This is a genomic window from Neisseria subflava, from assembly GCF_005221305.1.
Classification (GTDB): domain Bacteria; phylum Pseudomonadota; class Gammaproteobacteria; order Burkholderiales; family Neisseriaceae; genus Neisseria; species Neisseria subflava.
This window is the reverse complement of record NZ_CP039887.1, coordinates 2005059-2028556: the sequence shown is the minus strand read 5'-3', so window position 1 is coordinate 2028556 and position 23498 is coordinate 2005059. Positions and strand designations below refer to the sequence as shown.

The following is a 23498-nucleotide window of genomic DNA, read 5'->3' as shown; positions in this document are numbered from 1 at the left end:
CAGACGGCCTTGGCTGTTTACCGTTTTACACTTAAGAACGACGGCCGATCATGCGGTATAAAACATCGTGGCCTTGAATGCGGTGAACAACGACCATGGCAATGTGGCCGGCGACAAGCGCGAAGAGCAGCCAGCCGAGTTTGCCGTGCGCCATATTGCCGAGGTTGGACATCCATTCGATTTTTTCAGGCGAACCCTGCATCACTTCGACACCGAATACTTTCAACGGGCCGCGGCCGCCGCCGTATTGGCGGATCATGCCGATAACGGGAACGACGAGCATGAGGACGTAAAGGGCAAGGTGGCCTGCTTTGGCGGCAAAGCTGTCGGCGGCAGGACGTTTGGACGCATTGAGCAAAGCCCAAACAATGCGCACGGCAATCACCAGCAGCGTGATGAAACCGATGGATTTATGCACGCCGAAGAGCGATTTGACCCATTCTTCGCCATCGTAGATGGTCCAAACGGTAATGGTGGAGAGGATACCGATGAAACCGAGTACGGTCAGCCAGTGCAACGCGCGCGCGACGGCATCGTAGGTTTGTGGACGTGTAGTGGTCATAATGTTTCCTTGTTTTTGATTTGTTTGGTTTTTTGAATCGGCGGCATTGTAACAAAAATGCCTAACCAATTATGTTGCCTTTTTGAAGAAATTTCGTAAATATTTGGAAAATTTGAAGAAACGGCGGTTTTATCCGTCAGGCTGCCCGGGCCGTCTGAAAACAAGGGCAGGAATACCACCTTCTATGCCGAACTCGGGCTAAAATAGGCGTTTTCATTCTCGGGTACGCATCGATGCAGGTTTGGATTCGGCGGTTTGCGCTGTTGCTTCTGCCTTTGGGTTTCTTGGCGGTCATGGTGGCCGCGCCTTTGCTGTCGCTGGCGTTTTACGACGGCGAAGGCGCTTGGGCGGAAGTGGTGGCTGATGACTATATGCGCCTGCGCTTGGGCTGGACGGTGGCGCAGGCGGTTTTGACCTGCGTCTTGGTCACGGCTTTGGGCGTGCCTGCGGCGTGGGTGCTGGCGCGGATGGACTTCGCCGGACGGCGCACGGTTTTGCGCCTGCTGATGCTGCCTTTTGTGATGCCGACTTTGGTGGCGGGCATGGGCGTGCTGGCCTTGTTTGGCGCACACGGCATGCTGGCTGCAGGTTGGCAGGACACGCCGTGGCTGCTGATTTACGGCAATGTGTTTTTCAACCTGCCGGTTTTGGTGCGCTCGGCGTATCAGGGATTTGTGCGTGTGCCGCAGGCGCGGTTGCTGTCGGCGCAATCTTTGGGCGCGGACGCGTGGCGGCGGTTTGTCTGGGTCGAGTGGCCGGTGGTGCGTGCATGGGTTGCCGGCGGTGCGTGCCTGGTGTTTTTATATTGTTTTTCAGGCTTCGGACTGGCCTTGCTGCTCGGCGGCGAACGTTTTGCAACGGTGGAAGTAGAAATCTACCGGCTGGTGGCGTATGAATTGGACATGGCGCGTGCGTCGGTGTTGGTATGGCTGGTGCTGGCGGTTACGGCGGCGGCAGGCGGTTTGTATGCGTATTGGAGTAGGCGCGTCGCTGTGGATAAGTCGGTCTCGCCTTTGCCTCCGCGTGCGCCGATATGGGCTTGGGAAAAATGGCTGACGGCAACGGTATTGGCCATGTTGGCACTGTGCTGCCTGCTGCCTTTGGCGGCGGTGTGGCTCAAGGCGGTATCGGCAGGCTCGTCGTGGGCAGTCTTGCTGGAAGCGCAAATGTGGGCGGCAGTGTGGAACACCGTCCGTTTCTCTGCGGCAGCGGTGGCGGCGGCGACGGTTTTGGGCGTGCTGTATGCAGCGGCGGCACGGCAAATGGCGTGGTTGCGTGCGCTGATGTTTTTGCCGTTTATGGTGTCGCCCGTGTGCATCGCGTTTGGCGTTTTGCTGCTCTATCCGCAGTGGACGGCTTCGCTGTGGCTGCTGACGGCGACTTACGCGCTGTTGGCGTATCCGTTTGTGGCCAAAGATGTATTGGCCGCGTGGGACGGTTTGCCCAAAGATTACACAGCGGCGGCGCGCACTATGGGCGCAAACGGTTTTCAGACGGCCTGTTATGTAACCGCGCCTTTATTGAAACCTGCCTTGCGGCGCGGCCTGACTTTGGCTTCGGCAACGTGTATCGGCGAATTTGCGGCCACATTATTCCTGTCGCGCCCCGAATGGCAGACGCTGACCACTTTGATTTACGATTATCTCGGACGCGCCGGTGCGGACAATTACGGACGGGCGATGGTGTTGACGGCGGTATTGACCGCTTTGGCTTTGACGGCATTTTTGCTGGTGGACGAAGCGGAAGGACAAAAGGCCGTCTAAACGTGGTCGGCTCAAATTCCCTTCACATTCACTACACTATTGCCGCGCCTTGTATCGAAAATTGATTGAATCCGCTATATAATTTGTTTTTAACCGCACTCAACACGACCTATCATGACCGACTTAGAAACCAAACGCCTTGAAACCCAAGCCATGCTGGACAATGCCGATTTGCTGTTTGACCAAGAACAATGCCGCACGGCCTTGCAAAAAGTTGCCGACGACATTACCCGCGACTTGGGCGACAAATACCCCCTGCTCCTGCCTGTAATGGGTGGCGCGGTGGTGTTTACAGGGCAGCTGCTGCCGCTGTTGCGTTTCCCTTTGGACTTTGACTACGTCCACGTTTCCCGCTACGGCGACAAACTCGCAGGCGGCGCGTTCAACTGGAAACGCATGCCCGACCCCGAGCAAATCAAAGGCCGTCATGTAGTCGTTTTGGACGACATCCTGGACGAAGGCCACACCATGGCCGCCATTCAGGAAAAACTGTTGGAAATGGGCGCGGCAAGCTGCCGTGCGGCCGTATTTGCCAACAAACTGATCGACAAAGAAAAACCGACCAAAGCCGATTATGTCGGCTTGGACGTGCCCAACCGCTACGTCTTCGGCTACGGTATGGACGCCGCCGGCTGCTGGCGCAACCTCGGCGAAATCTACGCCTTAAACAATAAATAAAACAAAGGCCGTCTGAAAGCCTTCAGACGGCCTCAACCCCCATGCTAGGAACACATCATGATAGGTTTGTTAATCATTACACATGAAACCATAGGTGAAGCCTATCGCGGTTTGGCCGACCATTTCTTTCCCAACGGTTTCCCCGAAAATCTCCACATCCTCGGCGTACAGCCTAACGAAGATCAAAACGACATCATCAACAACGCCATCGCCGCATTGCAGGAATTTCCCGACAACCGCGGTGTGCTGATCATGACCGACATCTTCGGCGCAACCCCGTGCAACGCCGCACGCCGGCTGGTGCGCGAAAACAAATCCGCCATCCTGACCGGCCTCAACGCCCCGATGATGATTAAAGCCATCCAATACTCATCACAAGCAGAAAACCTCTCCGACTTCACCGAAACCGTCAAAGAAGCTGCCATCCGTGGCATTTTTGCCATTACATCCGCACCTGAAGACCTGGTGTGCAAAGAACACGGCTAAGGCCGTCTGAAAACATTCACTTTACGAACATTTAGGGGACATCCATGCTCAAACAAGAAATCGAAATCATCAACAAACTCGGCCTGCACGCACGCGCCTCCAGCAAATTTACCCAAACCGCCTCCCAATTCCAAAGCGAAGTCTGGGTCACCAAAAACGGCAACCGCGTCAACGGCAAAAGCATCATGGGCCTGATGATGCTGGCCGCCGCCAAAGGCACCGTGATTGAGCTGGAAACAGAAGGCGCAGACGAAGCCGCCGCCATGCAGGCGTTGACCGACCTCATCAACGACTACTTCGGCGAGGGCGAATAATGAGCATCGTGCTGCACGGTGTCGCGGCGGGCAAAGGCATCGCCATCGGCCACGCCCACCTGATTACGCGCGGCACGACGGAAGTGCCGCAATACGACGTTTCAGACGACCTCATCGACGCCGAAGCCGCCCGTTTTGACGCCGCCATCAAAGCCACGCGCAAAGAATTGGAACAACTGCGCGGCGCGATTCCCGAAAATGCCCCGACCGAATTGGGCGCGTTCATCTCCCTGCACCTGATGCTGCTGACCGACGTCACCCTCTCGCGCGAACCCATCGACATTTTGCGCGAGCAGAAAATCAACGCCGAATGGGCATTGAAACAACAAAGCGACAAGCTTGCCGCCCAGTTCGACAACATCGAAGACGACTACCTGCGTGAACGCAAACAGGACATGCTCCAAGTCGTCCGCCGCATCCACAACAACCTTGTCGGCCAAAGCAACGAAATCAACCTCGCCGGCAACCTGTTTGACGACACCGTCCTCATCGCGCACGACCTCTCACCTGCCGATACCGTATTGTTCAAAGAGCAGCACATTACCGCCTTCGTAACCGATGCCGGCGGCTCGACCAGCCACACCGCCATCTTGGGCCGCAGCCTCGACATCCCGTCCGTCATCGGCCTGCACAACGCCCGCAAACTCATCACCGAAAACGAAATCGTCATCGTCGACGGCATCAACGGCATCCTCATCATCGATCCCGACGAAGTCGTCCTCAACGAATACCGCCGCCTCGCCCGCGAATACCGCAGCCACAAGCGCGAACTCAACAAAATCAAAAAAACCGCCGCCACCACGGCCGACGGCATCAACATCGAACTTTTGGCCAACATCGAATCCGCCGAAGACATCAAAGCCCTGCACAACTTCGGCGCAGACGGCGTCGGCCTGTTCCGCAGCGAATTTCTTTATCTCAACCGCGACACCATGCCGTCTGAAGACGAGCAATACGAAGTGTACAGCGCGATTGTGAAAAAGATGAAAGGCAAAAGCATCACCATCCGCACCGTCGATTTGGGTGTCGATAAAAATCCGCGCTGGTTCGGCCAAAACAGCTCGCCCAACGGCAGCCTCAACCCCGCACTCGGCCTGACCGGCATCCGCCTGTGCCTCGCCGAGCCGGTCATGTTCCGCACCCAAATGCGCGCCATCCTCCGCGCCGCCGCACACGGCCCCGTGCGCATGATGTGGCCGATGATCACATCCATTTCCGAAGTGCGCCAATGCCTTATCCATCTGGACACGGCCCAACGCCAACTGACCGAACGCGGCGAAACCTTCGGCCCGGTCAGCATCGGCTGCATGATTGAAATCCCGTCCGCCGCCATGACCGTCGGCAGCATCCTCAAGCTCGTCGATTTCATCTCCATCGGCACCAACGACCTGATTCAATACCTCCTGTCGGTCGACCGCGGCGACGACAGCGTCAGCCACCTTTACCAACCCGGCCACCCTGCCGTCCTCAAAACGCTGCAACACATCATCCGTACCGCCAACCGCATGGAAAAAGGCGTGTCCATCTGCGGCGAAATGGCCGGCGATACCGTCTTCACCCGACTGTTGCTCGGCATGGGCCTGCGCCGCTTCTCCATGAACCCCAACAACCTGCTTTCGGTTAAAAACATCATCCTGCACAGCCACACCGGCCATCTCGAAAACGATGCCGCCAAAATCCTGCGCTGCGAAGACCCGGAAAAAGCCGAAAAACTGATTAAAATCCTCAACCAAAGCGAACAGGCGGAATCACAGGCCGTCTGAACCTCCGGCAAGGGCGTGTTTCGATACACGCCCTTTTTATTCGTCCCCATTTTGGGTTTACGCCCGATTCTCCCTCAAGTCCCCTTCTTCCCTATTTCTCCATTTCAAAAACCAACCTTTTTCACTTTTCCCAAATATTGCTTACAGGCCGTCTGAAAAATATATGGCGCAAGTAAAATAAAACTTTTATGCCCGCACCAAAGGCCGTCTGAACCCCGATTACAAGGTTTCAGACGGCCTGCTGTATTCAACCGTATGTATATCTTTTATTTTCTTTGCAATAAATGACCCTTTGCCTATTCCTTCCAGCTACTGCCCACTATGGCTTTAGGTATCCCATATCATTCCTTTTTACTAGGTCTTCAGCATACCCAAACATTATCCCTTTATTTTAATGATGCAACTTTTTACTCTAAAATATGTCTATTCTCATGTTTCACTTGAAAAAAGATTCAATACCTTGTATCTTTATAAAAGATAATAGTTATCATCATATTTTAAAGGAATAGTTTATGAGATTTACGCAACTTTCTGCTTTAATTGCCGCTGCAGCTTTATCAGTCGGCTCCGTATCCGCTTTTGCCAAACCGGTTCAGCTGACCGATACCGTCGGCCGTAAGGTAACCGTTGACCTGCCTGCCAAACGCGTGGTTTTGGGCTTCTACTACCAAGACTACATGGCCATCGGCGGTAAAACCGCGCTGGACAACGTTGTCGGTTTCTCCAAAGCAGTTTGGGCCGACTGGGCGCCGCCAAGCTGGGCAGCATTCAGCAAAGCCGTACCTAAACTGAATCAACTGACCGACGTGGGCGAAGTGGAAGTCGGCACTTTCTCGATTGAAAAAGTATTGGCGCTGAAACCCGATTTGCTGGTTTTGGCCGAATGGCAATACAAGGCTTTGGGTTCCGATCTCGACCGCATCAACAAAGCCGGCATCCCCATCGTCGTGTTGGACTACAACGCGCAAACGGTCGCCAAACACGTCCAATCGACCAAACTTATCGGCACGCTGACCGGCCAGCAGCAAAAGGCGGACAAGCTGGCGGCGGACTACAAACGCATCGCCGACACCATCCAGGCGCGCGTGAAAAAAGCCAACCTGCCCAAGCCTAAAGTGTATGTCGAGTTCGGCAACAAAGGCCCTGCGGAACACAGCGTTACCTTCGGCAAGAGCATGTGGGGTTCGATGGCGACGCTGGTCGGCGGCAACAATATCGCCGCTTCTTCGGTCGAATTCTACGGCCCGATCAATCCTGAAAAAGTCCTCGCCGCCAAACCCGACGTGATCGTGATTACCGGCCGCGAAACCGAATTGAAGAAAAACCCGGCCGCCATGGTGATGGGCTGGGGCATTCCGAAAGCGGAAGCGGAAAAACGCTTGGCAGGCTTTGCCAAACGCGCCGGCTGGGCCAACCTGCCTGCGATTAAAAACAACCGCCTCTACGCCGCCTACCACGCCAACTCGCGCACGCTGTCCGACAGCGCATCGATTCAGTTTATGGCCAAAGCGATTTATCCGCAGTTGTTTAAAGATTTCAACCCTGAGAAGACCTATCTGGACTTCTACCGCCAAAACCTGCCGGTCGTGCCGAACGGTACGTTCTATCTGTATCCGAAAGGTCAGTAAGGCTGGCTTGCGGGTTTCAGACGACCTTTTTATGCGAAAGGTCGTCTGAAAGCAGTGTGGGTTTTGTACAGAACCGTAGCGTGGGCTTTGCCCACGGGTAATGTTTACGGAAATGATGGTAAACGGTATGAGGGTTTCCTGTTTTCGTGGGCAAAGCCCACGCTACGACTTTCCGTTGTGCCGAACGGAGAGCTTCAGGTGGGTTTGACTGTTTTACCCTCTCCCTAGCCCTCTCCCACGGGGAGAGGGAACAAATGGCAGAAAATCACAACAATGGTCGGATTTCAGTCATCCGATTCCCTCTCTCCGTGGGAAAAAGAACAAATTGCAGGGAATCGCAACAATAGTTGAATTTCAGTTATCCGATTCCCTCTCTCCGCGGGAGAGGGAACAAATGGCAGAAAATCACAACAATGGTTGGATTTCAGTCATCCGATTCCCTCTCCCCGTGGGAGAGGGCTAGGGAGAGGGCAAAACCGTTTGGGACGCCGTTATCCCGATTTTCAAAAAACCACCCTTTCAAAACGGATACAGACAAAAGAGATGGTCGGGCATGAATGTCCGACCTTGTTACTTAATTTCAGAGGTTTAAAACATGAATGATTCGGTTGTCGCCGAGATTGTGAGAAACCAGCGCAAGTTGGAAGGCAAGCGTTGGTTGATTGTGTTGATGTTTTTAGCCATCGCCGCGGTCAGTTTCCTATTCGACATCGCCACCGGCCCTGCGATGACGGACACGCTGCCCGTCGGCGAAGTGGTCAATGTTTTGCTGGGTAAACCCGGAGTCGATGAAATGAACCGCCTGATTGTGATGGATTTGCGCCTGCCGATTGCGGTGATGGCGTTGGTGGTCGGTGCGGCTTTGGGCGTCGGCGGGGCGGAGATTCAGACGCTGTTGAATAATCCGATGGCCAGCCCTTATACGCTGGGTTTGGCGGCGGCGGCGGGTTTGGGCGCGTCGGTGGTGATTGCGTTCGGCGGTTTCGGACTGCCTGAAACGGTCGCCGTTCCCATCGGCGCGTTTGTGATGACCATGCTGGCTTCGGGCATCTTGTTTCTGTTTGCTTCGGCGCGCCGCTTCAATTCGGCGATGCTGGTGTTGGTGGGGATTGCGCTTTTGTTTCTGTTTCAGTCGATTTTGTCGCTGATTCAGTTTATCGCCGCGCCTGAGATTTCGCAGCAGATTCTTTTTTGGCTGTTCGGCAGCCTGACCAAGGCGACTTGGGAAACGGTCATCGTTACGGCGGCGGTTACGGCGGTATGCGTGTTTCTGCTTTCCCGCGATGTGTGGAAGCTGACTGCGCTGCGCTTGGGCGAAGAACGCGCCGTCGGGCTGGGCATCAATCTGCAACTTTTGCGCCTGAAAACGCTGGTGTTGGTAGCGGTGATGACGGCAACGGCAATCAGTTTTGTCGGCGTCATCGGCTTTATCGGCTTGGTTGCCCCGCATGTGGCACGGATTCTTTTGGGCGAAGACCAACGTTTCTTCCTGCCCGGCGCGATGCTGGCAGGGGCGGCGTTTTTATCGGTGGCGAGCGTGTTGTCCAAGGTGATTATCCCGGGCGCGCTGTTTCCGGTGGGCATCGTTACGTCGTTTGTCGGCGTGCCGTTCTTCTTCTGGATTGTATTAACGAAACGATAGGCCGTCTGAAATGTTGAAACTTGAAAATGTCCATATCCGGCGCGGCGATTATGTGGTCGCCGACAGTATCGATTTGACGCTGGAACAAGGCAAAGTCTATTCCGTGCTCGGCCCGAACGGTACGGGCAAATCCTCGCTGATGAAAACGATTTTCGGCGAAGTGGTGCACAAAGGCACCATCCGCTACGGCGACGAAGTTTTGAGCAAAATCCACCTGCAAAGCTGGCGCAAACGCATAGGCTATATGCCGCAGGACACCGCCGCCGAAGCCTCGCTGACCGCGTTGGAAGTCGTGTTGCTCGGCCGCATGGACGCGCTGCACATGCACGTCGGCGACGAACTGCTGCACGAAGCCGCAAGTATCATGGCGGAGCTGGGCATCGGCCATCTGGCACACCGCGACGTCATGCGGCTTTCCGGCGGACAACGGCAGCTCGTGATGTTTGCCCAAGTCATGCTGCGCCGCCCCGAAATCCTGATGCTGGACGAGCCGGTCAGCGCGCTGGATATGCACCACCAGTTGAACCTCTTGGAGCGCGTGGTGCAATACACGCACGAACACAATCTGGTTACGCTGATGGTCTTGCACGATTTGAGCCTCGCCGCGCAGTTTTCAGACGGCGTGATTCTGCTCGGCGAAGGCAAAGTACAGGCGCAGGGTGCGCCGCAGGACGTGTTGCAGGCGGACATGATCGGCAGGCTGTACAAAGTGGACATCGAACTTTTATACGACAGCAAAGGCCTGCCCGTTATCCGCCCGATGCGGCAGAGTGCGTAACTTGACCGCTCCTGCAAATGTCAGATTTGAGCATCCGGCCTGCAAACTCCCTGCAACTTATCCCCTCTCCCGCGGGAGAGGGTTAGGGAGAGGGCGGTAAGCCCAAGGTTTACCTCTCCGACTCATCAGCCCGTCCCATATTTTTTATCCTTAGAAAGGACTCCCTCCATGAGAAAATCCCTCTTCCTCCTCATGCTAACCGCCTCCCTCGGCGCATACGCCGCCAACCACGAAGTCAAAATGCTCGACAACGGCAAAGACGGCAGCATGGTGTTTGAGCCCGGCTACGTCAACGCCAAAGTCGGCGACACTGTTACCTTCAAAGCTACTAACAGCGGACACTGGGTGCAAAGCAAAGCCCTGCCCGACGGCGTTGCCGACTTCCTCTCCGAAGACGGCAAAGACTTCACGCTCAAGCTCAACAAAGAAGGCGTGTACGTCTATACCTGCCCGCCGCACCGCATGATGAACATGAGCGGCGTGATTCAGGTCGGCAAACCGGTGAACAAAGCCAAAGCACAAGCCGTTGTCGATGAAATGGAAAACCGCGCCATGCAAAGCAAAGGCCGTCTGAAAAAATATATGGCGCAAGTGAAGTAAACGCGTTTATGCCTGTATTAAAGGCCGTCTGAAACCTTTCAGACGGCCTGTTTCCTTTGCGTAAAACACGCATCAAAGCTATATCTTCCGTTTCAGTTTCCGATAAAATAGGCCTATTCCGACACAAGACCCGTAAGTATGATACGCCGCCTTTACGCCATGCTGTGGCACCTCGCCCCCTTCCTGATCCGCCGCCACCTGCGTCGCCGCGCCCTCAAATCCCCAGCCTATCTCGAGCATTGGGACGAGCGTTTCGGGCAGGCGTATCCCAATCCCGTACAACGTCCGATTTGGATACACGCCGTATCCGTCGGCGAAACTCGTGCGGCCGAACCTTTAGTCCAGGCATTGCGCCGCCATTTTCCCGACTCGCCGTTTTTGATTACCCAAATGACGCCGACCGGCCGCGCCACCGCGCAATCCCTGTTCCTCGATGCTCAATGCCGTTACCTGCCCTACGACAAATCCGAATGGGTCGCCCGATTTTTAGCCGAACACCGCCCCATCTGCGGCATTTTGATGGAAACTGAAATCTGGCCCAACCTGATGCACGGCTGCCAAGAAGCAGGTATTCCCCTCTTTTTGGCCAACGCACGCCTCTCCGAAAAATCCCAACGCGGCTACCTCAAAATCCGCAAGCTGGTCGAGCCTGCCATGCAGAGCCTCTCCGGCTGCTTTGCCCAAACCGCCGCCGATGCCGAACGCCTGCACCTTATCGGCGCGTCCAACGTCCACGTCTGCGGCAACACCAAATACGACATCGCGCCCCCCGACGACTCGCGCCCGCTTGCCGTCGCCTTTAAAGAACGCATCGGCTCACGCCCCGTCGTCGTCTGCGCCAGCACACGCGTGTACAAAGGCACAGACGAAGCCGAGCTGCTCCTCAAAGCATGGCAGGGCTACCGCGGCAATGCCTTACTGGTCATCGTACCGCGCCACCCTGAAAACTTTCAGACGGCCTACGATACCGCCAAATCGCTTGGTTATACCGCGCAAAAACGCAGCGACGGACAACCCGTTTCCCCCGATACACAAGTTTGGATAGGCGACAGCATGGGCGAGCTTGCCGCCTACTACCTTAGCGCGGACATTGCCTTCGTCGGCGGCAGCCTCGTTGATGCCGGCTGCCAAAACATTATCGAACCCATCTCCTGCCGCGTCCCCACCCTCTTCGGCTACTCCAATTACAACTTCGCCCAAGCCTGTAAAGGCGCAGTCGAAGCCAAAGCCGCCGTCCGCGTCGAAACCACCGAAGCCTGGTACAGAACCACGCGCCAATACCTCGACGACGAAACGCTGCGCCAACAGCTGATCAGCCACACCGAGCAATTCATTTCGCAACACCAAGGCGCCAGTGCCAAAATTGCCAAAGCGATTGCAGATTGTTTGAATTGTAGAAACTAGTAGCGTTGTTTACAGTATTTCCGGGAGAATACTGAAACATGAACATGCACAAAAACACCCGTCTCACCCCGCACCACCGCCAAGCCATTTGGCTGGCCTACACGCAGGAAAAGGAAAGCGTCACCTCCCTGGCACGCCGCTACCAAGTCTGCCGCGTCACCATTTACCGCGCACTTAAAGCCGCAAGGGGCAGACTGCTCAAACCCCAAACCAGTACCAACAACCGTTTCAAACAGGCAAAGTACGGAATGAAACGCCTGGCCAAGGTAGAACGCGGCATTCAGGAAAAACTCAAAAGGCAGGCCAAACGCTACAATAAATCCTACCCCGGAGAGCTGGTACATCTCGATACCAAACGGCTGCCGCTGCTCAAAGGGCAGAAAGCCACCGATAATCGGGATTACCTGTTTGTCGCCATCGACGATTTCTCAAGGGAGCTATACTCCGCCATTTTGCCGGACAAAACTGCAGACAGTGCCGCCAAGTTTCTGACTGGACACCTGATTGATCCCTGTCCATACCTGATTGAGTGCGTTTACTCCGACAACGGTACGGAATATAAAGGCTCGGCCAACCATGCTTTCGGTGTAGCCTGTTATGAGAACGGGATTGGTCAAAAGTTTACCCGGGTTGCCCGTCCGCAGACCAACGGTAAGGCGGAACGGGTTATCCGCACCCTGATGGAGATGTGGCATGGGAAACAGTTGTTTGACAGTCCGGAACACCGGCGAAAGGAGTTGTGCCGCTTTGTTAATTTCTATAACACTGTGAAGCCGCACCGCAGTTTGAACGGCGATACGCCGTTTGAGGTCTTGCAGGCTTCATTCTCAACCTGTGGTGTAAACAACGCAACGCTTTCCTACATTTGAATCAGCGTTAAACAATAAAAAACCGCCTGTTCATGACAAACAGGCGGAAACTGAAAAACAGTTTTTTGTTTTCAGCCGTTTAATTGACTAAAAGCAGGAACAGGGTTAAGATAATCTTAACGACTGTTCGCAGTCTCAGCCATGAACGACCCGTGCGAGTGGTATGTTTCATGATTGAAACTCTCCTTTCTAGGAAGGTTTCAGCACAAAGCCCCACTGCAATGGGGCTTTTTTGCTACCAGCCCCACAATAATTATACCCAAACTTCCTAAAATTATTCCAAACAAATTTCTACTAAAAAGGCCGTCTGAAACCCCAATTTTTTGGGTTTCAGACGGCCTGACACCTTTGCAAAATCCCCCCAATCCCCTAAATTCCCACCAAGACATTTAGGGGGATTTCTCATGAGCACCTTCTTCCAACAAACCGCACAGGCCATGATTGCCAAACACATCGACCGCTTCCCACTATTGAAGTTGGATCAAGTGATTGATTGGCAGCCGATCGAACAATACCTGAATCGTCAAAGAACCCGTTACCTTAGAGACCACCGCGGACGTCCCGCCTATCCACTGCTATCCATGTTCAAAGCCGTCCTGCTCGGACAATGGCACAGCCTCTCCGATCCCGAACTCGAACACAGCCTCATCACCCGCATCGACTTCAACCTGTTTTGCCGTTTCGACGAACTGAGCATCCCCGATTACAGCACCTTATGCCGCTACCGCAACCGGCGGCGCAAGACAACACCCTGTCCGAACTGCTGGAACTGATTAACCGCCAACTGACCGAAAAAGGCCTAAAAGTAGAGAAAGCATCCGCCGCCGTCATTGACGCCACCATTATTGAGACCGCCGGCAGCAAACAGCGTCAGGCTATAGAAGTGGATGAGGAAGGACAAGTCAGCGGCCAAACCACACCGAGCAAAGATAAAGATGCCCGTTGGACAAAGAAAAACGGCATCTACAAACTCGGTTACAAACAACATACCCGTACAGATGCGGAAGGCTATATCGAGAAACTGCACATTACCCCCGCCAATACCCATGAGTGCAACCATCTGTCGCCTTTGCTGGAAGGTATAGCCGAAGATACGACCGTCTATGCCGACAAAGGCTATGACAGTGCGGAAAACCGACAACATCTGAAAGAACATCGGTTGCTGGACGGCATTATGCGCAAAGCCTGCCGCAACCGTCCGCTGACGGAAGCGCAAACCAAACGTAACCGATATTTGTCGAAAACCCGTTATGTGGTCGAACAAAGCTTCGGTACGCTGCACCGTAAATTCCGCTATGCGCGGGCAGCCTATTTCGGGCTGATTAAAGTGAGTGCGCAAAGCCATCTGAAGGCGATGTGTTTGAACCTTTTGAAAGCCGCCAACAGGCTAAGTGCGCCTGTTGCTGCCTAAAAGGCGCCCGGATGCCTGATTATCAGGTATCCAGGGAGAAAAAAGGGAAATTGGGAACAAAAAACAGCCGGAAGCTTGGGTTTGGGCTTCGGCTGTTGGGTGGAGGGGGATTTTTGCAAAGGTCTCTTGGCGCAATTTCCCGCCCCGCGCCCGGCGTTTGAAACGGTTCCGTATATCGGGCTTCTTGCGAAAATCCAAACCGGGGTTGAAAGCAAAAAGCCCGGCGGAAACCCAAACCGGCCGCAAGAGGCGGGCGGGTCGGCTGAAACATTTGGATTCCGGCAACCTGGGCATCCTTACCCTGCCTGCGCGGCGGCAAACCGCAGCCTACCCTTCCGGCATTTCCCGTTTTGCAGGAAGTCTGTTGCCCGCACGGCTGCCCCCGCCTGTTTTGCGGGCGCAAACCCGAAACCGGGCGGGCGGCCTCGGCCGGCGTTCAAGATACGCGCTTAGAATAAATGTTTAGCAACAATAAGTTGCCGCGCATATAATTTTTCCTTCTATCTAATGGCGAAATCAGTCTTTCCGTTCCCCCCGCCGCTTCGCCTATGATAGGCGCACGGTTTTAGAGTGAGAACGGAAATGGACTACTTCCCCCTGTTTGCCGATTTGAAAGGCCGCCCCGTGCTGGTGGTGGGAGCGGGTCATGTGGCTTTGCGCAAAATCCGCCTGCTGCTGCGCTGCGGCGCGGTTGTCCGCATTGCGGCGGGCAGGCTGCATCCGAAAGTGGCCGCGCTGCACGGCGCGGGCAGGGTGGAGTGGGCGGCGCACTCGTTCTCGCCTGAACTGCTCGACACGGCCTTCCTCGCCGTAGCCGCCACCGACGATTCCGATTTGAACGAGCGGGTGTTCCAAGCCGCGCAGAGCCGCCGCCTGCTGGTGAACACGGTGGACGACCCCGCCCGCTGCAACTTCATCTTCCCCTCGATTATCGACCGCAACCCCATCCAAATCGCCATTTCCAGCAGCGGCAAGGCGCCGGTACTGGCGCGGCTGCTGCGCGAGAGGCTGGAAGCCCTGCTGCCGCAGGGGTTGGGCGTGATGGCGCAGATTGCCGGGCAATGGCGCGGCCGCGTGAAGGCGCGGCTCGGCAATACGGCGCAGCGCCGCCGCTTCTGGGAAAGGCTGTTTGCTTCCGCCGCCTTCCGGCGTTTGGCGGAAAGCCGCCGCAGCCGCGAGGCCGGGCAGCTGGTGTGGCGGCATTTGGCCGGGGAGCGGCCGCAAAGCGGCGAAGTGGCGCTGGTGGGCGCGGGGCCGGGCGATGCCGGGCTGCTCACGCTCAAAGGCCTGCAGCGCATTCAGGAAGCCGACGTGGTGCTGTACGACGCGCTGGTGTCGGATGCGGTGCTGGATTTGGTGCGGCGCGATGCCGACAAAATCTGCGTGGGCAAGCGCGCCGGCGGCGGCAGCGTGCCGCAGGAGGAAACCAACCGCCTGCTGGTGCGCCATGCCCGCGCGGGCAAACGCGTGGTGCGGCTCAAAGGCGGCGACCCGTTCGTGTTCGGGCGCGGCGGCGAGGAATTGGAAGCCTTGCGCGAAGCGGGCATCCCGTTTGAAGTGGTGCCCGGCATCACCGCCGCACTGGGCGCCGCCGCCTACGCCGGCATCCCGCTCACCCACCGCGACCACGCGCACGGCGCGATGTTCATCACCGGCCACCGCAAAATCGACGCCGAAGCGCCCGACTGGCCCGCCCTGGCGCAGAACCGGCAGACGCTGGTGGTGTATATGGGCACGATTAAGGCCGCCGAACTGTCGCGCGAGCTGATTGCGCACGGCCGCGCCGCCTCCACGCCCGCCGCCGTCATCAGCTGCGGCACGCTGCCGCATCAGCAGGTGTTTTCCGGCAGCCTGGCCGAACTGCCCGAATTGGCCGCGCAAGCCGCCCAGCCTGCCCTGCTGGTGATCGGCGAAACCGTGGCGCTGCGGCAGGATTTGGCCTGGTTCGGCGGGCAGCCCGACCAGCAAGACGAACAGGGCGGCCGCTATGTGCAGCCGCAGCCCGCCGCAGCGGCCGGGCAGGCGGCGTGAGGAAGAATGCCGTGAATATCCGAGAAATCCCGGTTGTCCGCGAAGAAACCGCTTCCGCCGTATCCTTCCGCCCCAAGCTGTGGCAGATTCCCCGCCCCATTTCCACCGTGTACCAAAGGCTACCTGAAAAAACCGCCGCGCTGCGCCGCCGCCTGCTGAAAATCTACCGCCGCCACAGCCGCGTGAAGCTGGCCAGCAGCCTGGCGGTGGAGGATATGCTGATTACCGACCTGCTGGCGCAACAAGGCCTGCGCGTGGAAGTGTTCATGCTGCAAACCGGCCGCCTCAACGCCAAAACCCTTGATTTGGCCGACGAAGTGCGCCGCCGCTACCCCGCACTCGACTTCCGCCTCTACTACCCCGAAGAAAAAGCGGTGGAAGAATACGTGCAAACCCACGGCCTGAACGCCTTCTACGACAGCGTGGAGTTGCGCAAGCGCTGCTGCCACATCTGCAAAGTCGAGCCGCTCAACCGCGCCCTGGCCGATGCCGACGCCTGGCTCACCGGCCAGCGCCGCGGGCAGTCGGTCACCCGCAGCGAACTCGCCCTGGCCGAATACGACAACGCGCGCGGCATCGCCAAATACAACCCGATTTTCGACTGGAGCGAACAGGAAGTGTGGGCCTACACCCTGCAGCAGCGCCTGCCCTTCAACGAACTCTACCGCCAAGGCTACCCCAGCATCGGCTGCGAACCCTGCACCATGCCCGTGAAGGAAGGCGAAGACATCCGCTCCGGCCGCTGGTGGTGGGAAAGCCGCGACAGCAAAGAATGCGGCCTGCACAAATAGCCGCCGCAAGCCCGATATTTTCAGGTAGCCCAGCCCGCCATGGGCTACCTGAAACCGCAACCCGAACAACCAACCCGACAGAAAGCCCGCCATGAGCGCCACCCTGCAAAACGACCACCTCGACTGGCTCGAAGCCGAATCCGTCCACATCATCCGCGAAGTGCTGGCCGAATGCCGCAACCCCGCCATCCTGTTTTCCGGCGGCAAAGACTCCGTCGTCCTGCTCGCCCTCGCCCGCAAAGCCTTCGCCGTGCCCGGGCGGAGCATCCCGCTGCCCTTCCCGCTGGTGCACATCGACACCGGCCACAACTACCCCGAAGTCATCGCCTTCCGCGACCAAACCGCCCGGGAATCCGGCGCGCGGCTCATCGTCGGCAGCGTGGAAGACTCCATCGCCAAAGGCACGGTGGTGCTGCGGCGCGAAACCGACTCCCGCAACGCCGCCCAGGCCGTTACCCTGCTCGAAACCATCGAAGAGCACGGCTTCGGCGCACTGATGGGCGGCGCGCGGCGCGACGAAGAAAAATCCCGCGCCAAAGAGCGCATCTTCTCCTTCCGCGACGAATTCGGCCAATGGAACCCCAAAGACCAGCGCCCCGAACTCTGGTCGCTCTACAACGCCCGCCTGCACCCCGGCGAAAACCTGCGCGTGTTCCCCATATCCAATTGGACCGAACTCGACATCTGGCAATACATCGAACGCGAAAAGCTCGCCCTGCCGCCGATCTACTACGCCCACCGCCGCCAAGTGGTGCGCCGCAACGGCCTCTTAGTGCCCGTAACCGAACTCACCCCGCCGCGCGAAGGCGAACAGACAGAAGAGCTGTCCGTGCGCTTCCGCACCGTGGGCGACATCTCCTGCACCTGCCCCGTGGCCAGCAGCGCCGCCACCCCCGCCGAAATCATCGCCGAAACCGCCCTGGCCGACATCTCCGAACGCAGCGCCACCCGCATGGACGACCAAGTGAGCGAAGCCGCCATGGAGCAGCGCAAGAAACAAGGCTATTTCTAGCCCGAAGGCTACCTGAAAAAACCCCGCGCCGTTTTTCAGGTAGCCCAAAAGCCGCAAGGCAGGCCGCAGCCCGCCAACAGACAAACGGCAAAAGCAGGCCGGGTCAGCCGCAGGCGCAAGCCGACTCAGCCGGAGCGGATTTGGAACGCGAACGCCCGAGCCCGCAAAAACAGCAGCGGTGGCCTGAAAGCACTTCGCCCCGTCTCATGCAGACGGAAGCAGCCGCACCCGAAACAGCGCAGACCCGCCACCCAGGCCGTCTGAAACCCGAACAACCCACCTAAAGAAAGCCCGACATCATGACCAGCCCCCACCGCCAAGCCCCCCTGCGCTTCATCACCGCCGGCAGCGTGGACGACGGCAAATCCACCCTCATCGGCCGCCTGCTCTACGACAGCAAAGCCCTGCTCGGCGACCAGGTACGCCGCCTCGAAAGCAGCCGCAGCCAAGGCGCGATCGACTTCTCCGCCCTCACCGACGGTCTCGAAGCCGAACGCGAACAAGGCATCACCATCGACGTGGCCTACCGCTACTTCGCCACCGCCCGCCGCAAATTCATCATCGCCGACACCCCCGGCCACGAACAATACACCCGCAACATGGTAACCGGCGCCTCCACCGCCCACGCCGCCGTATTGCTCATCGACGCCGCCCAGCTCGATTTTTCCCAACAACCGCTGCAACTGCTGCCGCAAACCAAACGCCACTCCGCCATCCTGCGCCACCTGCGCTGCCCGCACATCATCGTGGCCGTCAACAAAATGGACTTGCTCGGCTTCAGCCAAGAAAAATTCAACGCCGCCGCCGCCGCCTACCGCAAACTGGCCAACACCCTCGGCCTGCCCGAAATCCGCTTCATCCCCATCTCCGCCCTCAACGGCGACAACATCGTGCACGAAAGCGCCCACACCCCGTGGTACCAAGGCGGCTCGCTGCTGCAAGTGCTGGAAAGCCTGCCCGCAGGCGAAGGCGTGTCCGAAGCGCCGCAAGACTTCCACTTCCCCGTACAGCTCGTACAGCGCGCCGACGGCAGCAAACAAGACGACTTCCGCGGCTATCAAGGCCGCATCGAAGCCGGCAGCGTGCGCGTGGGCGACAAAGTCCGCGTCGAACCCGCCGGGCTCGAAAGCAGCGTGCGCGGCATCATCGGCCTCAAAGGCAGCGTGGATCAGGCAACCGCAGGCGAACCCGCCACCCTCCTCCTCGCCGACGACATCGACATTTCGCGCGGCGACACCATCCTTTCCTCCGCCAGCCCCCTCGCGCCGCAGCGCCGCCTTGCCGCCACCCTGTGCTGGTTCGACAGCCGCCCGCTCAACCCCGCCCGCCGCTACCTGCTCAAACACACCACCCGCACCGTGCCCGCCAAAATCGCCGCCGTACGCCGCGTGTGGGACGTGCACACCCTCAGCCACTCCGCCGGGCGCAACACGCTGGAAATGAACGACCTAGGCGAAGTCGAACTCACGCTGGCACAACCCGTCGTCTGCACCCCCTACGCCGCCAACCCCGCCACCGGCGCCTTCATCCTGATAGACGAAGCCACCAACCACACCGCCGCCGCCGGCATGATACTGGCCGACGCAGAAGCAGCGGGCGGAACGCAGCAGGCAGAACAGGCTACCTGAAACCGCCCCCTCTCCCATGGGAGAGGGCGGCATGCTGCAAAGCCTGCATAAACCCCAAAGGCTACCTGAAAACCCGACGGCCAACGTTCAGGTAGCCCGCAGATCGGGCATAAATGCCGAACAGAACAAACAAAGGCCGTCTGAAACCGCCGCCTTTTCCCGTGAGAGAAGGCTACCTGAAACACAATCCGGCAGCCTACCACCCGCCGTACAACCGGAGCGCGGACACCCCCGTTCGCCGTACGCAAGACGGGCTACCTGAAAACCCGACGGCTAAATTTCAGGTAGCCCCAGCAAGAGTAGCAAGAGCAAGAGTAGGTCGGGTTAGGCTGCAAGCCGTAACCCAACAATCCGCCCCTTAATTTTCAGGTAGCCCCAGCCCATAACAAACCATCCCAAGGAACCCGCCATGAACCCGCTTCCCCCCGAACTCGCCGCCCAAATCGCCGCGCTCACCCCCCTGCAGCTGGCCTGGCTCTCCGGCTACTGCTGGTCGCAGGCCGGCGGGCAGGCCGTGCAGCCCGGCATCGGTGCGCCTGCCGCCGCAGCCCCAGCTCCCGCCGCCGAACCCCTGCGCGTGGCCGTGATTTCCGCCTCGCAAACCGGCAACGCCCGCAAAGTGGCCGCAGAGCTGCAGCAAAGGCTCGCCGCCGCCGGCGTGAACGCCGCCCACACCGCCGCCGCCGACTACAAACCCAAAAACATCGCGGGCGAACAACTCGTGCTGCTCGTTACCTCCACCCAGGGCGAAGGCGAGCCGCCTGAAGAAGCGCTCAGCCTCTACAAACTGCTCAGCGGCAAAAAAGCCCCCCAACTTTCCGGCCTCAAATTCGCCGTGCTCGGGCTGGGCGACTCCAGCTACCCCATGTTCTGCGGCGCGGGCAAAAGTTTCGACGAACTGTTAGCCAAACTCGGCGGCGAACGCCTGCTGGAGCGGCAGGACTGTGACTTGGAATACCAGGCCGAAGCCGCCGCCTGGCTGGACAAAATCGTGCCGCTGGTAGGCAGTCTGGCCGCCGCGCCCGCCGCAGCTGCAACCGGTACGGGCAACGCTTCGGGCAGCCCCGCCCCCGCCGCGCCCGCATCTGCCTACAACAAAAAGCCAACCCCTTCCCCGCCACCCTGCTCGCCCGCCAGAAAATCACCGGCCGCGATTCGGAAAAAGACGTGCGCCACATCGAAATCGACCTCTCCGGCTCCGGCCTGCAATACCGCGCGGGCGACGCGCTGGGCGTATGGTTTGAAAACGACCCCGCCGTCGTGGACGAAATCCTCGCCGCCGTCTCGCTCAAGGGCGACGAGCCGGTGAATGCGGGCGAGCAGGGCAAAACCGTGCGCGAAGCCCTGCTGCACGATTGGGAAATCGGCCTGAACACCCCGCAGTTCGTGCAGGGCTACGCCGAAATCTCCGGCAATCCCGAGCTGAAGCAGGCCGCCGCCGACGCTTCCGCCTACGCCGCCGCCAACCCGATTGCCGGTATCGTGTCGCAATACCCCGCCGCGCTCACCGCCGAGCAGCTCGCCGGCCTGCTGCGCCCGCTCGCCCCGCGCCTCTACTCCATCTCCTCCGCGCCCGAAGAAGTGGGCGAGGAAGTGCACCTCACCGTGGGCGTGCTGCGCTACGAACACAACGGCATCTCGCGTACCGGCGCCGCCTCCGACTTTCTGGGTGAACGTTTGGAAGAAGAAGGCAGCGTGCGCGTGTTCGTGGAGGAAAACCCCCGCTTCAAGCTACCTGAAAACCCCGACACGCCCGTGATCATGATCGGCGCGGGCACCGGCGTCGCCCCCTTCCGCGCCTTCATGCAGCAGCGCGCCGCCAACGGCGACAGTGGCAAAAACTGGCTGATTTTCGGCAACCAGCACTTCACCCAAGATTTCCTCTACCAAACCGAATGGCAGGGCTGGGCGAAAGACGGCCTGCTCAACAAATACGACTTCGCCTGGTCGCGCGATCAGGAAGAGAAAATCTACGTGCAGCACAAAATCCGCGAAGAAGCCGCCGAACTGTGGCAATGGCTGCAGCAGGGCGCGCACATCTACGTGTGCGGCGACGCCTCGCGCATGGCCAAAGACGTAGAGCAGGCCCTGCTCGACACCATCGCCGAACAAGGCGGCCTGAGCGCCGACGACGCAGACGAATACCTCGACAACCTGCGCCAGGAAGGCCGCTACCAGCGCGACGTATATTGAAAACAGCGGCTGTTTTTCAGGTAGCCCCGCCAGGCAAAAAAAGGCTACCTGAAAATGGAAAACCGCCTTTCAGACAGCCCCAAAACAACCCAAACCCAAAGGAACCCAACCATGACCACCCCCGACCCCCGCGCCAAACTCCCCGCCACCCCCTGGCCGACAACGAACGCCTCAAAGGCCAGAGCCGCCACCTGCGCGGCACCATCGCCCAAGACCTCGGCGACGGCCTCACCGGCGGCTTCAACGGCGACAACTTCCAGCTCATCCGCTTCCACGGCATGTACGAGCAGGACAACCGCGACATCCGCGCCGAGCGGAACGACCAAAAGCTCGACAATCTCAAAAACGTCATGCTGCGCTGCCGCCTGCCCGGCGGCGTGATCACCCCGCAGCAATGGCTGGGCATCGACCAATTCGCCGGCAGCCACACCCTCTACGGCTCCATCCGCCTCACCAACCGCCAAACCTTCCAATACCACGGCATCCTCAAGCCCGACATCAAAGCCGTGCACCAATGGCTGCACAAACTCGGCCTCGACTCCATCGCCACCGCAGGCGACGTGAACCGCAACGTCCTGTGCACCAGCAACCCCGTGGAAAGCAGCCTGCACCGCGAAGCCTGGGAATGGGCGAAGAAAATCAGCGAACACCTCCTACCCAAATCCCGCGCCTACGCCGAAATCTGGCTCGACGGCGAAAAAGTGGAAACCACCGAAACCGCCCCTCTGTCCGAAGGCGTGAAAAGCGGCGACGACACCGAACCCGTACTCGGCGCCAGCTACCTGCCGCGCAAATTCAAAACCACCGTCGTCATCCCCCCGCACAACGACGTAGACCTGCACGCCAACGACTTAAACTTCGTCGCCATTGAAGAAAACGGCAAACTCGCCGGCTTCAACGTACTCGTGGGCGGCGGCCTCTCCATGGAGCACGGCAACACCAAAACCTACCCCGACACCGCCCGCGAATTCGGCTTCATCGGGCTCGACAAAGTGCTCGACTGCGCCGCCGCCGTCGTTTCCGTGCAGCGCGACTGGGGTAACAGGAGCGACCGCAAAGCCGCCAAAACCCGCTACACCCTCGAGCGCGTGGGCACGGAAGTATTCATCGCCGAAGTGGAAAACCGCATGGGCGCGAAATTCCAGCCCATCCGCCCCTACGAATTTACCACGCGCGGCGACCGCATCGGCTGGGTGCAGGGCGAAGACAAAAAATGGCACCTCACCCTCTTCATCGAAAACGGCCGCATCACCGACGCGCCCGGCCGCCCGCTCAAAACCGGCCTGCGCGAAATCGCCAAAATCCACAAAGGCGACTTCCGCCTCACCGCCAACCAAAACCTCATCGTGGCCGGCGTGGCTGCCCGCGACAAGGCCAAAATCGAAAAAATCGCCCGCGAACACGGTCTCATCAACGACAAAGTGAGCAAACAGCGCGAAAACAGCATGGCCTGCGTCGCCCTGCCCACCTGCCCGCTGGCCATGGCCGAAGCCGAACGCTTCCTGCCCCAATTCCTCGACCATGTGGACGAAATCATGGCAGAAAACGGCCTGTCCGAAGAGCACATCGTTTTGCGCGTCAACGGCTGCCCCAACGGCTGCGGCCGCACCATGCTCTCCGAAATCGGCCTCGTGGGCAAAGCCGTGGGTCGCTACAACCTCTACGCCGGCGGCAACCGCCAAGGCACGCGTATCCCCCGCCTCTACAAAGAAAATATCACCGAACCCGAAATCCTCGCCATCCTGCGCGAATGGATCGCCGGCTGGGCAACAGGCCGCGAACCGGGCGAAGGCTTCGGCGACTATGCCGTGCGCACCGGCATCGTCCAACCCGTGCTCGACCCCCCGCGCGATTTCTGGAAAGCATCTGCCGCCTGATTCGGCAAGAAAAAGGCTGCCTGAGACCTTTGCAAAATTCCCCAAAATCCCCTAAATTCCTACCAAGA

At 58.6% G+C, this 23498-nt stretch carries 19 protein-coding genes and 3 pseudogenes; 21 read left to right on the top strand and 1 reads right to left on the bottom strand.

The window, feature by feature from the left end; genetic code table 11:
• Positions 1 to 31 precede the first annotated feature (31 nt).
• Positions 32 to 562, bottom strand: coding sequence for a cytochrome b (locus FAH66_RS09910; protein WP_137041456.1), 531 nt, complete (start codon positions 560 to 562; stop codon positions 32 to 34).
• Positions 563 to 795: 233 nt separating this feature from the next.
• Between FAH66_RS09910 and FAH66_RS09900 the strand changes: the two genes are divergently transcribed.
• From FAH66_RS09900 to cysI, 21 genes and pseudogenes are all read left to right on the top strand, one after another.
• The gene (locus tag FAH66_RS09900) at positions 796 to 2325 is read left to right on the top strand and encodes an ABC transporter permease (RefSeq protein ID WP_137041455.1); all 1530 of its coding nucleotides are present in this window, start codon (positions 796 to 798) and stop codon (positions 2323 to 2325) included.
• 114 nt (positions 2326 to 2439) lie between these two features.
• The gene (locus FAH66_RS09895) at positions 2440 to 3003 is read left to right on the top strand and encodes a hypoxanthine-guanine phosphoribosyltransferase (RefSeq protein ID WP_003683938.1); all 564 of its coding nucleotides are present in this window, start codon (positions 2440 to 2442) and stop codon (positions 3001 to 3003) included.
• Positions 3004 to 3060: 57 nt separating this feature from the next.
• Complete coding sequence (locus FAH66_RS09890) at positions 3061 to 3489, top strand: PTS sugar transporter subunit IIA (RefSeq protein WP_070632247.1); 429 nt, start codon at positions 3061 to 3063, stop codon at positions 3487 to 3489.
• Positions 3490 to 3533: 44 nt separating this feature from the next.
• Complete coding sequence (locus FAH66_RS09885; protein ID WP_003683718.1) at positions 3534 to 3803, top strand: HPr family phosphocarrier protein; 270 nt, start codon at positions 3534 to 3536, stop codon at positions 3801 to 3803.
• The gene (ptsP, locus tag FAH66_RS09880) at positions 3803 to 5566 is read left to right on the top strand and encodes a phosphoenolpyruvate--protein phosphotransferase (protein ID WP_137041454.1); all 1764 of its coding nucleotides are present in this window, start codon (positions 3803 to 3805) and stop codon (positions 5564 to 5566) included. The genes FAH66_RS09885 and ptsP overlap by 1 nt, the downstream gene beginning before the upstream one ends.
• A gap of 512 nt (positions 5567 to 6078) precedes the next feature.
• On the top strand, positions 6079 to 7194 hold the full coding sequence (locus FAH66_RS09875; RefSeq protein ID WP_137041453.1) for an ABC transporter substrate-binding protein: 1116 nt from the start codon (positions 6079 to 6081) through the stop codon (positions 7192 to 7194).
• Positions 7195 to 7789: 595 nt separating this feature from the next.
• On the top strand, positions 7790 to 8836 hold the full coding sequence (locus FAH66_RS09870) for a FecCD family ABC transporter permease (protein ID WP_137041452.1): 1047 nt from the start codon (positions 7790 to 7792) through the stop codon (positions 8834 to 8836).
• Between the two features lie 10 nt (positions 8837 to 8846).
• The gene (locus FAH66_RS09865; protein ID WP_137041451.1) at positions 8847 to 9614 is read left to right on the top strand and encodes an ABC transporter ATP-binding protein; all 768 of its coding nucleotides are present in this window, start codon (positions 8847 to 8849) and stop codon (positions 9612 to 9614) included.
• A gap of 168 nt (positions 9615 to 9782) precedes the next feature.
• Positions 9783 to 10214 carry a plastocyanin/azurin family copper-binding protein gene (locus tag FAH66_RS09860; RefSeq protein ID WP_137041450.1) on the top strand — a complete coding sequence of 144 codons (432 nt, stop codon included), beginning with the start codon at positions 9783 to 9785 and terminating at the stop codon, positions 10212 to 10214.
• A 138-nt stretch (positions 10215 to 10352) separates the two neighbouring features.
• Entirely contained in the window at positions 10353 to 11618 is a 1266-nt protein-coding gene (gene waaA / locus FAH66_RS09855; RefSeq protein ID WP_137041449.1) for a lipid IV(A) 3-deoxy-D-manno-octulosonic acid transferase, read from the top strand.
• A gap of 38 nt (positions 11619 to 11656) precedes the next feature.
• Positions 11657 to 12487 carry an integrase core domain-containing protein gene (locus FAH66_RS09850; protein ID WP_137041448.1) on the top strand — a complete coding sequence of 277 codons (831 nt, stop codon included), beginning with the start codon at positions 11657 to 11659 and terminating at the stop codon, positions 12485 to 12487.
• A 404-nt stretch (positions 12488 to 12891) separates the two neighbouring features.
• Positions 12892 to 13898 (top strand): annotated as a pseudogene (locus tag FAH66_RS09845) (IS5 family transposase).
• Positions 13899 to 14480: 582 nt separating this feature from the next.
• A complete protein-coding gene (gene cysG / locus FAH66_RS09835) occupies positions 14481 to 15929 on the top strand; it encodes a siroheme synthase CysG (protein ID WP_137041447.1) in 1449 nt (482 codons plus the stop codon).
• An 11-nt stretch (positions 15930 to 15940) separates the two neighbouring features.
• The gene (locus tag FAH66_RS09830; RefSeq protein WP_137041446.1) at positions 15941 to 16720 is read left to right on the top strand and encodes a phosphoadenylyl-sulfate reductase; all 780 of its coding nucleotides are present in this window, start codon (positions 15941 to 15943) and stop codon (positions 16718 to 16720) included.
• A 91-nt stretch (positions 16721 to 16811) separates the two neighbouring features.
• Positions 16812 to 17732 (top strand): sulfate adenylyltransferase subunit CysD, encoded by a 921-nt coding sequence (cysD, locus tag FAH66_RS09825; RefSeq protein WP_137041445.1) that lies wholly within the window; start codon positions 16812 to 16814, stop codon positions 17730 to 17732.
• A 140-nt stretch (positions 17733 to 17872) separates the two neighbouring features.
• Entirely contained in the window at positions 17873 to 18016 is a 144-nt protein-coding gene (locus FAH66_RS10855) for a hypothetical protein (RefSeq protein ID WP_167480336.1), read from the top strand.
• Positions 18017 to 18031: 15 nt separating this feature from the next.
• Positions 18032 to 19360: a sulfate adenylyltransferase subunit 1 gene (locus tag FAH66_RS09820; protein ID WP_137041444.1), complete on the top strand. Its 1329-nt coding sequence runs from the start codon at positions 18032 to 18034 to the stop codon at positions 19358 to 19360.
• A 113-nt stretch (positions 19361 to 19473) separates the two neighbouring features.
• On the top strand, positions 19474 to 19722 hold the full coding sequence (locus FAH66_RS09815) for a hypothetical protein (protein WP_137041443.1): 249 nt from the start codon (positions 19474 to 19476) through the stop codon (positions 19720 to 19722).
• A gap of 47 nt (positions 19723 to 19769) precedes the next feature.
• Positions 19770 to 20258, top strand: a pseudogene (locus tag FAH66_RS11105) (flavodoxin domain-containing protein); the annotation flags it as partial.
• A 56-nt stretch (positions 20259 to 20314) separates the two neighbouring features.
• Complete coding sequence (locus tag FAH66_RS11100) at positions 20315 to 21553, top strand: diflavin oxidoreductase (RefSeq protein ID WP_341868425.1); 1239 nt, start codon at positions 20315 to 20317, stop codon at positions 21551 to 21553.
• A 111-nt stretch (positions 21554 to 21664) separates the two neighbouring features.
• Positions 21665 to 23430, top strand: a pseudogene (gene cysI / locus FAH66_RS09805) (assimilatory sulfite reductase (NADPH) hemoprotein subunit).
• The last annotated feature ends 68 nt before the right edge of the window (positions 23431 to 23498 follow it).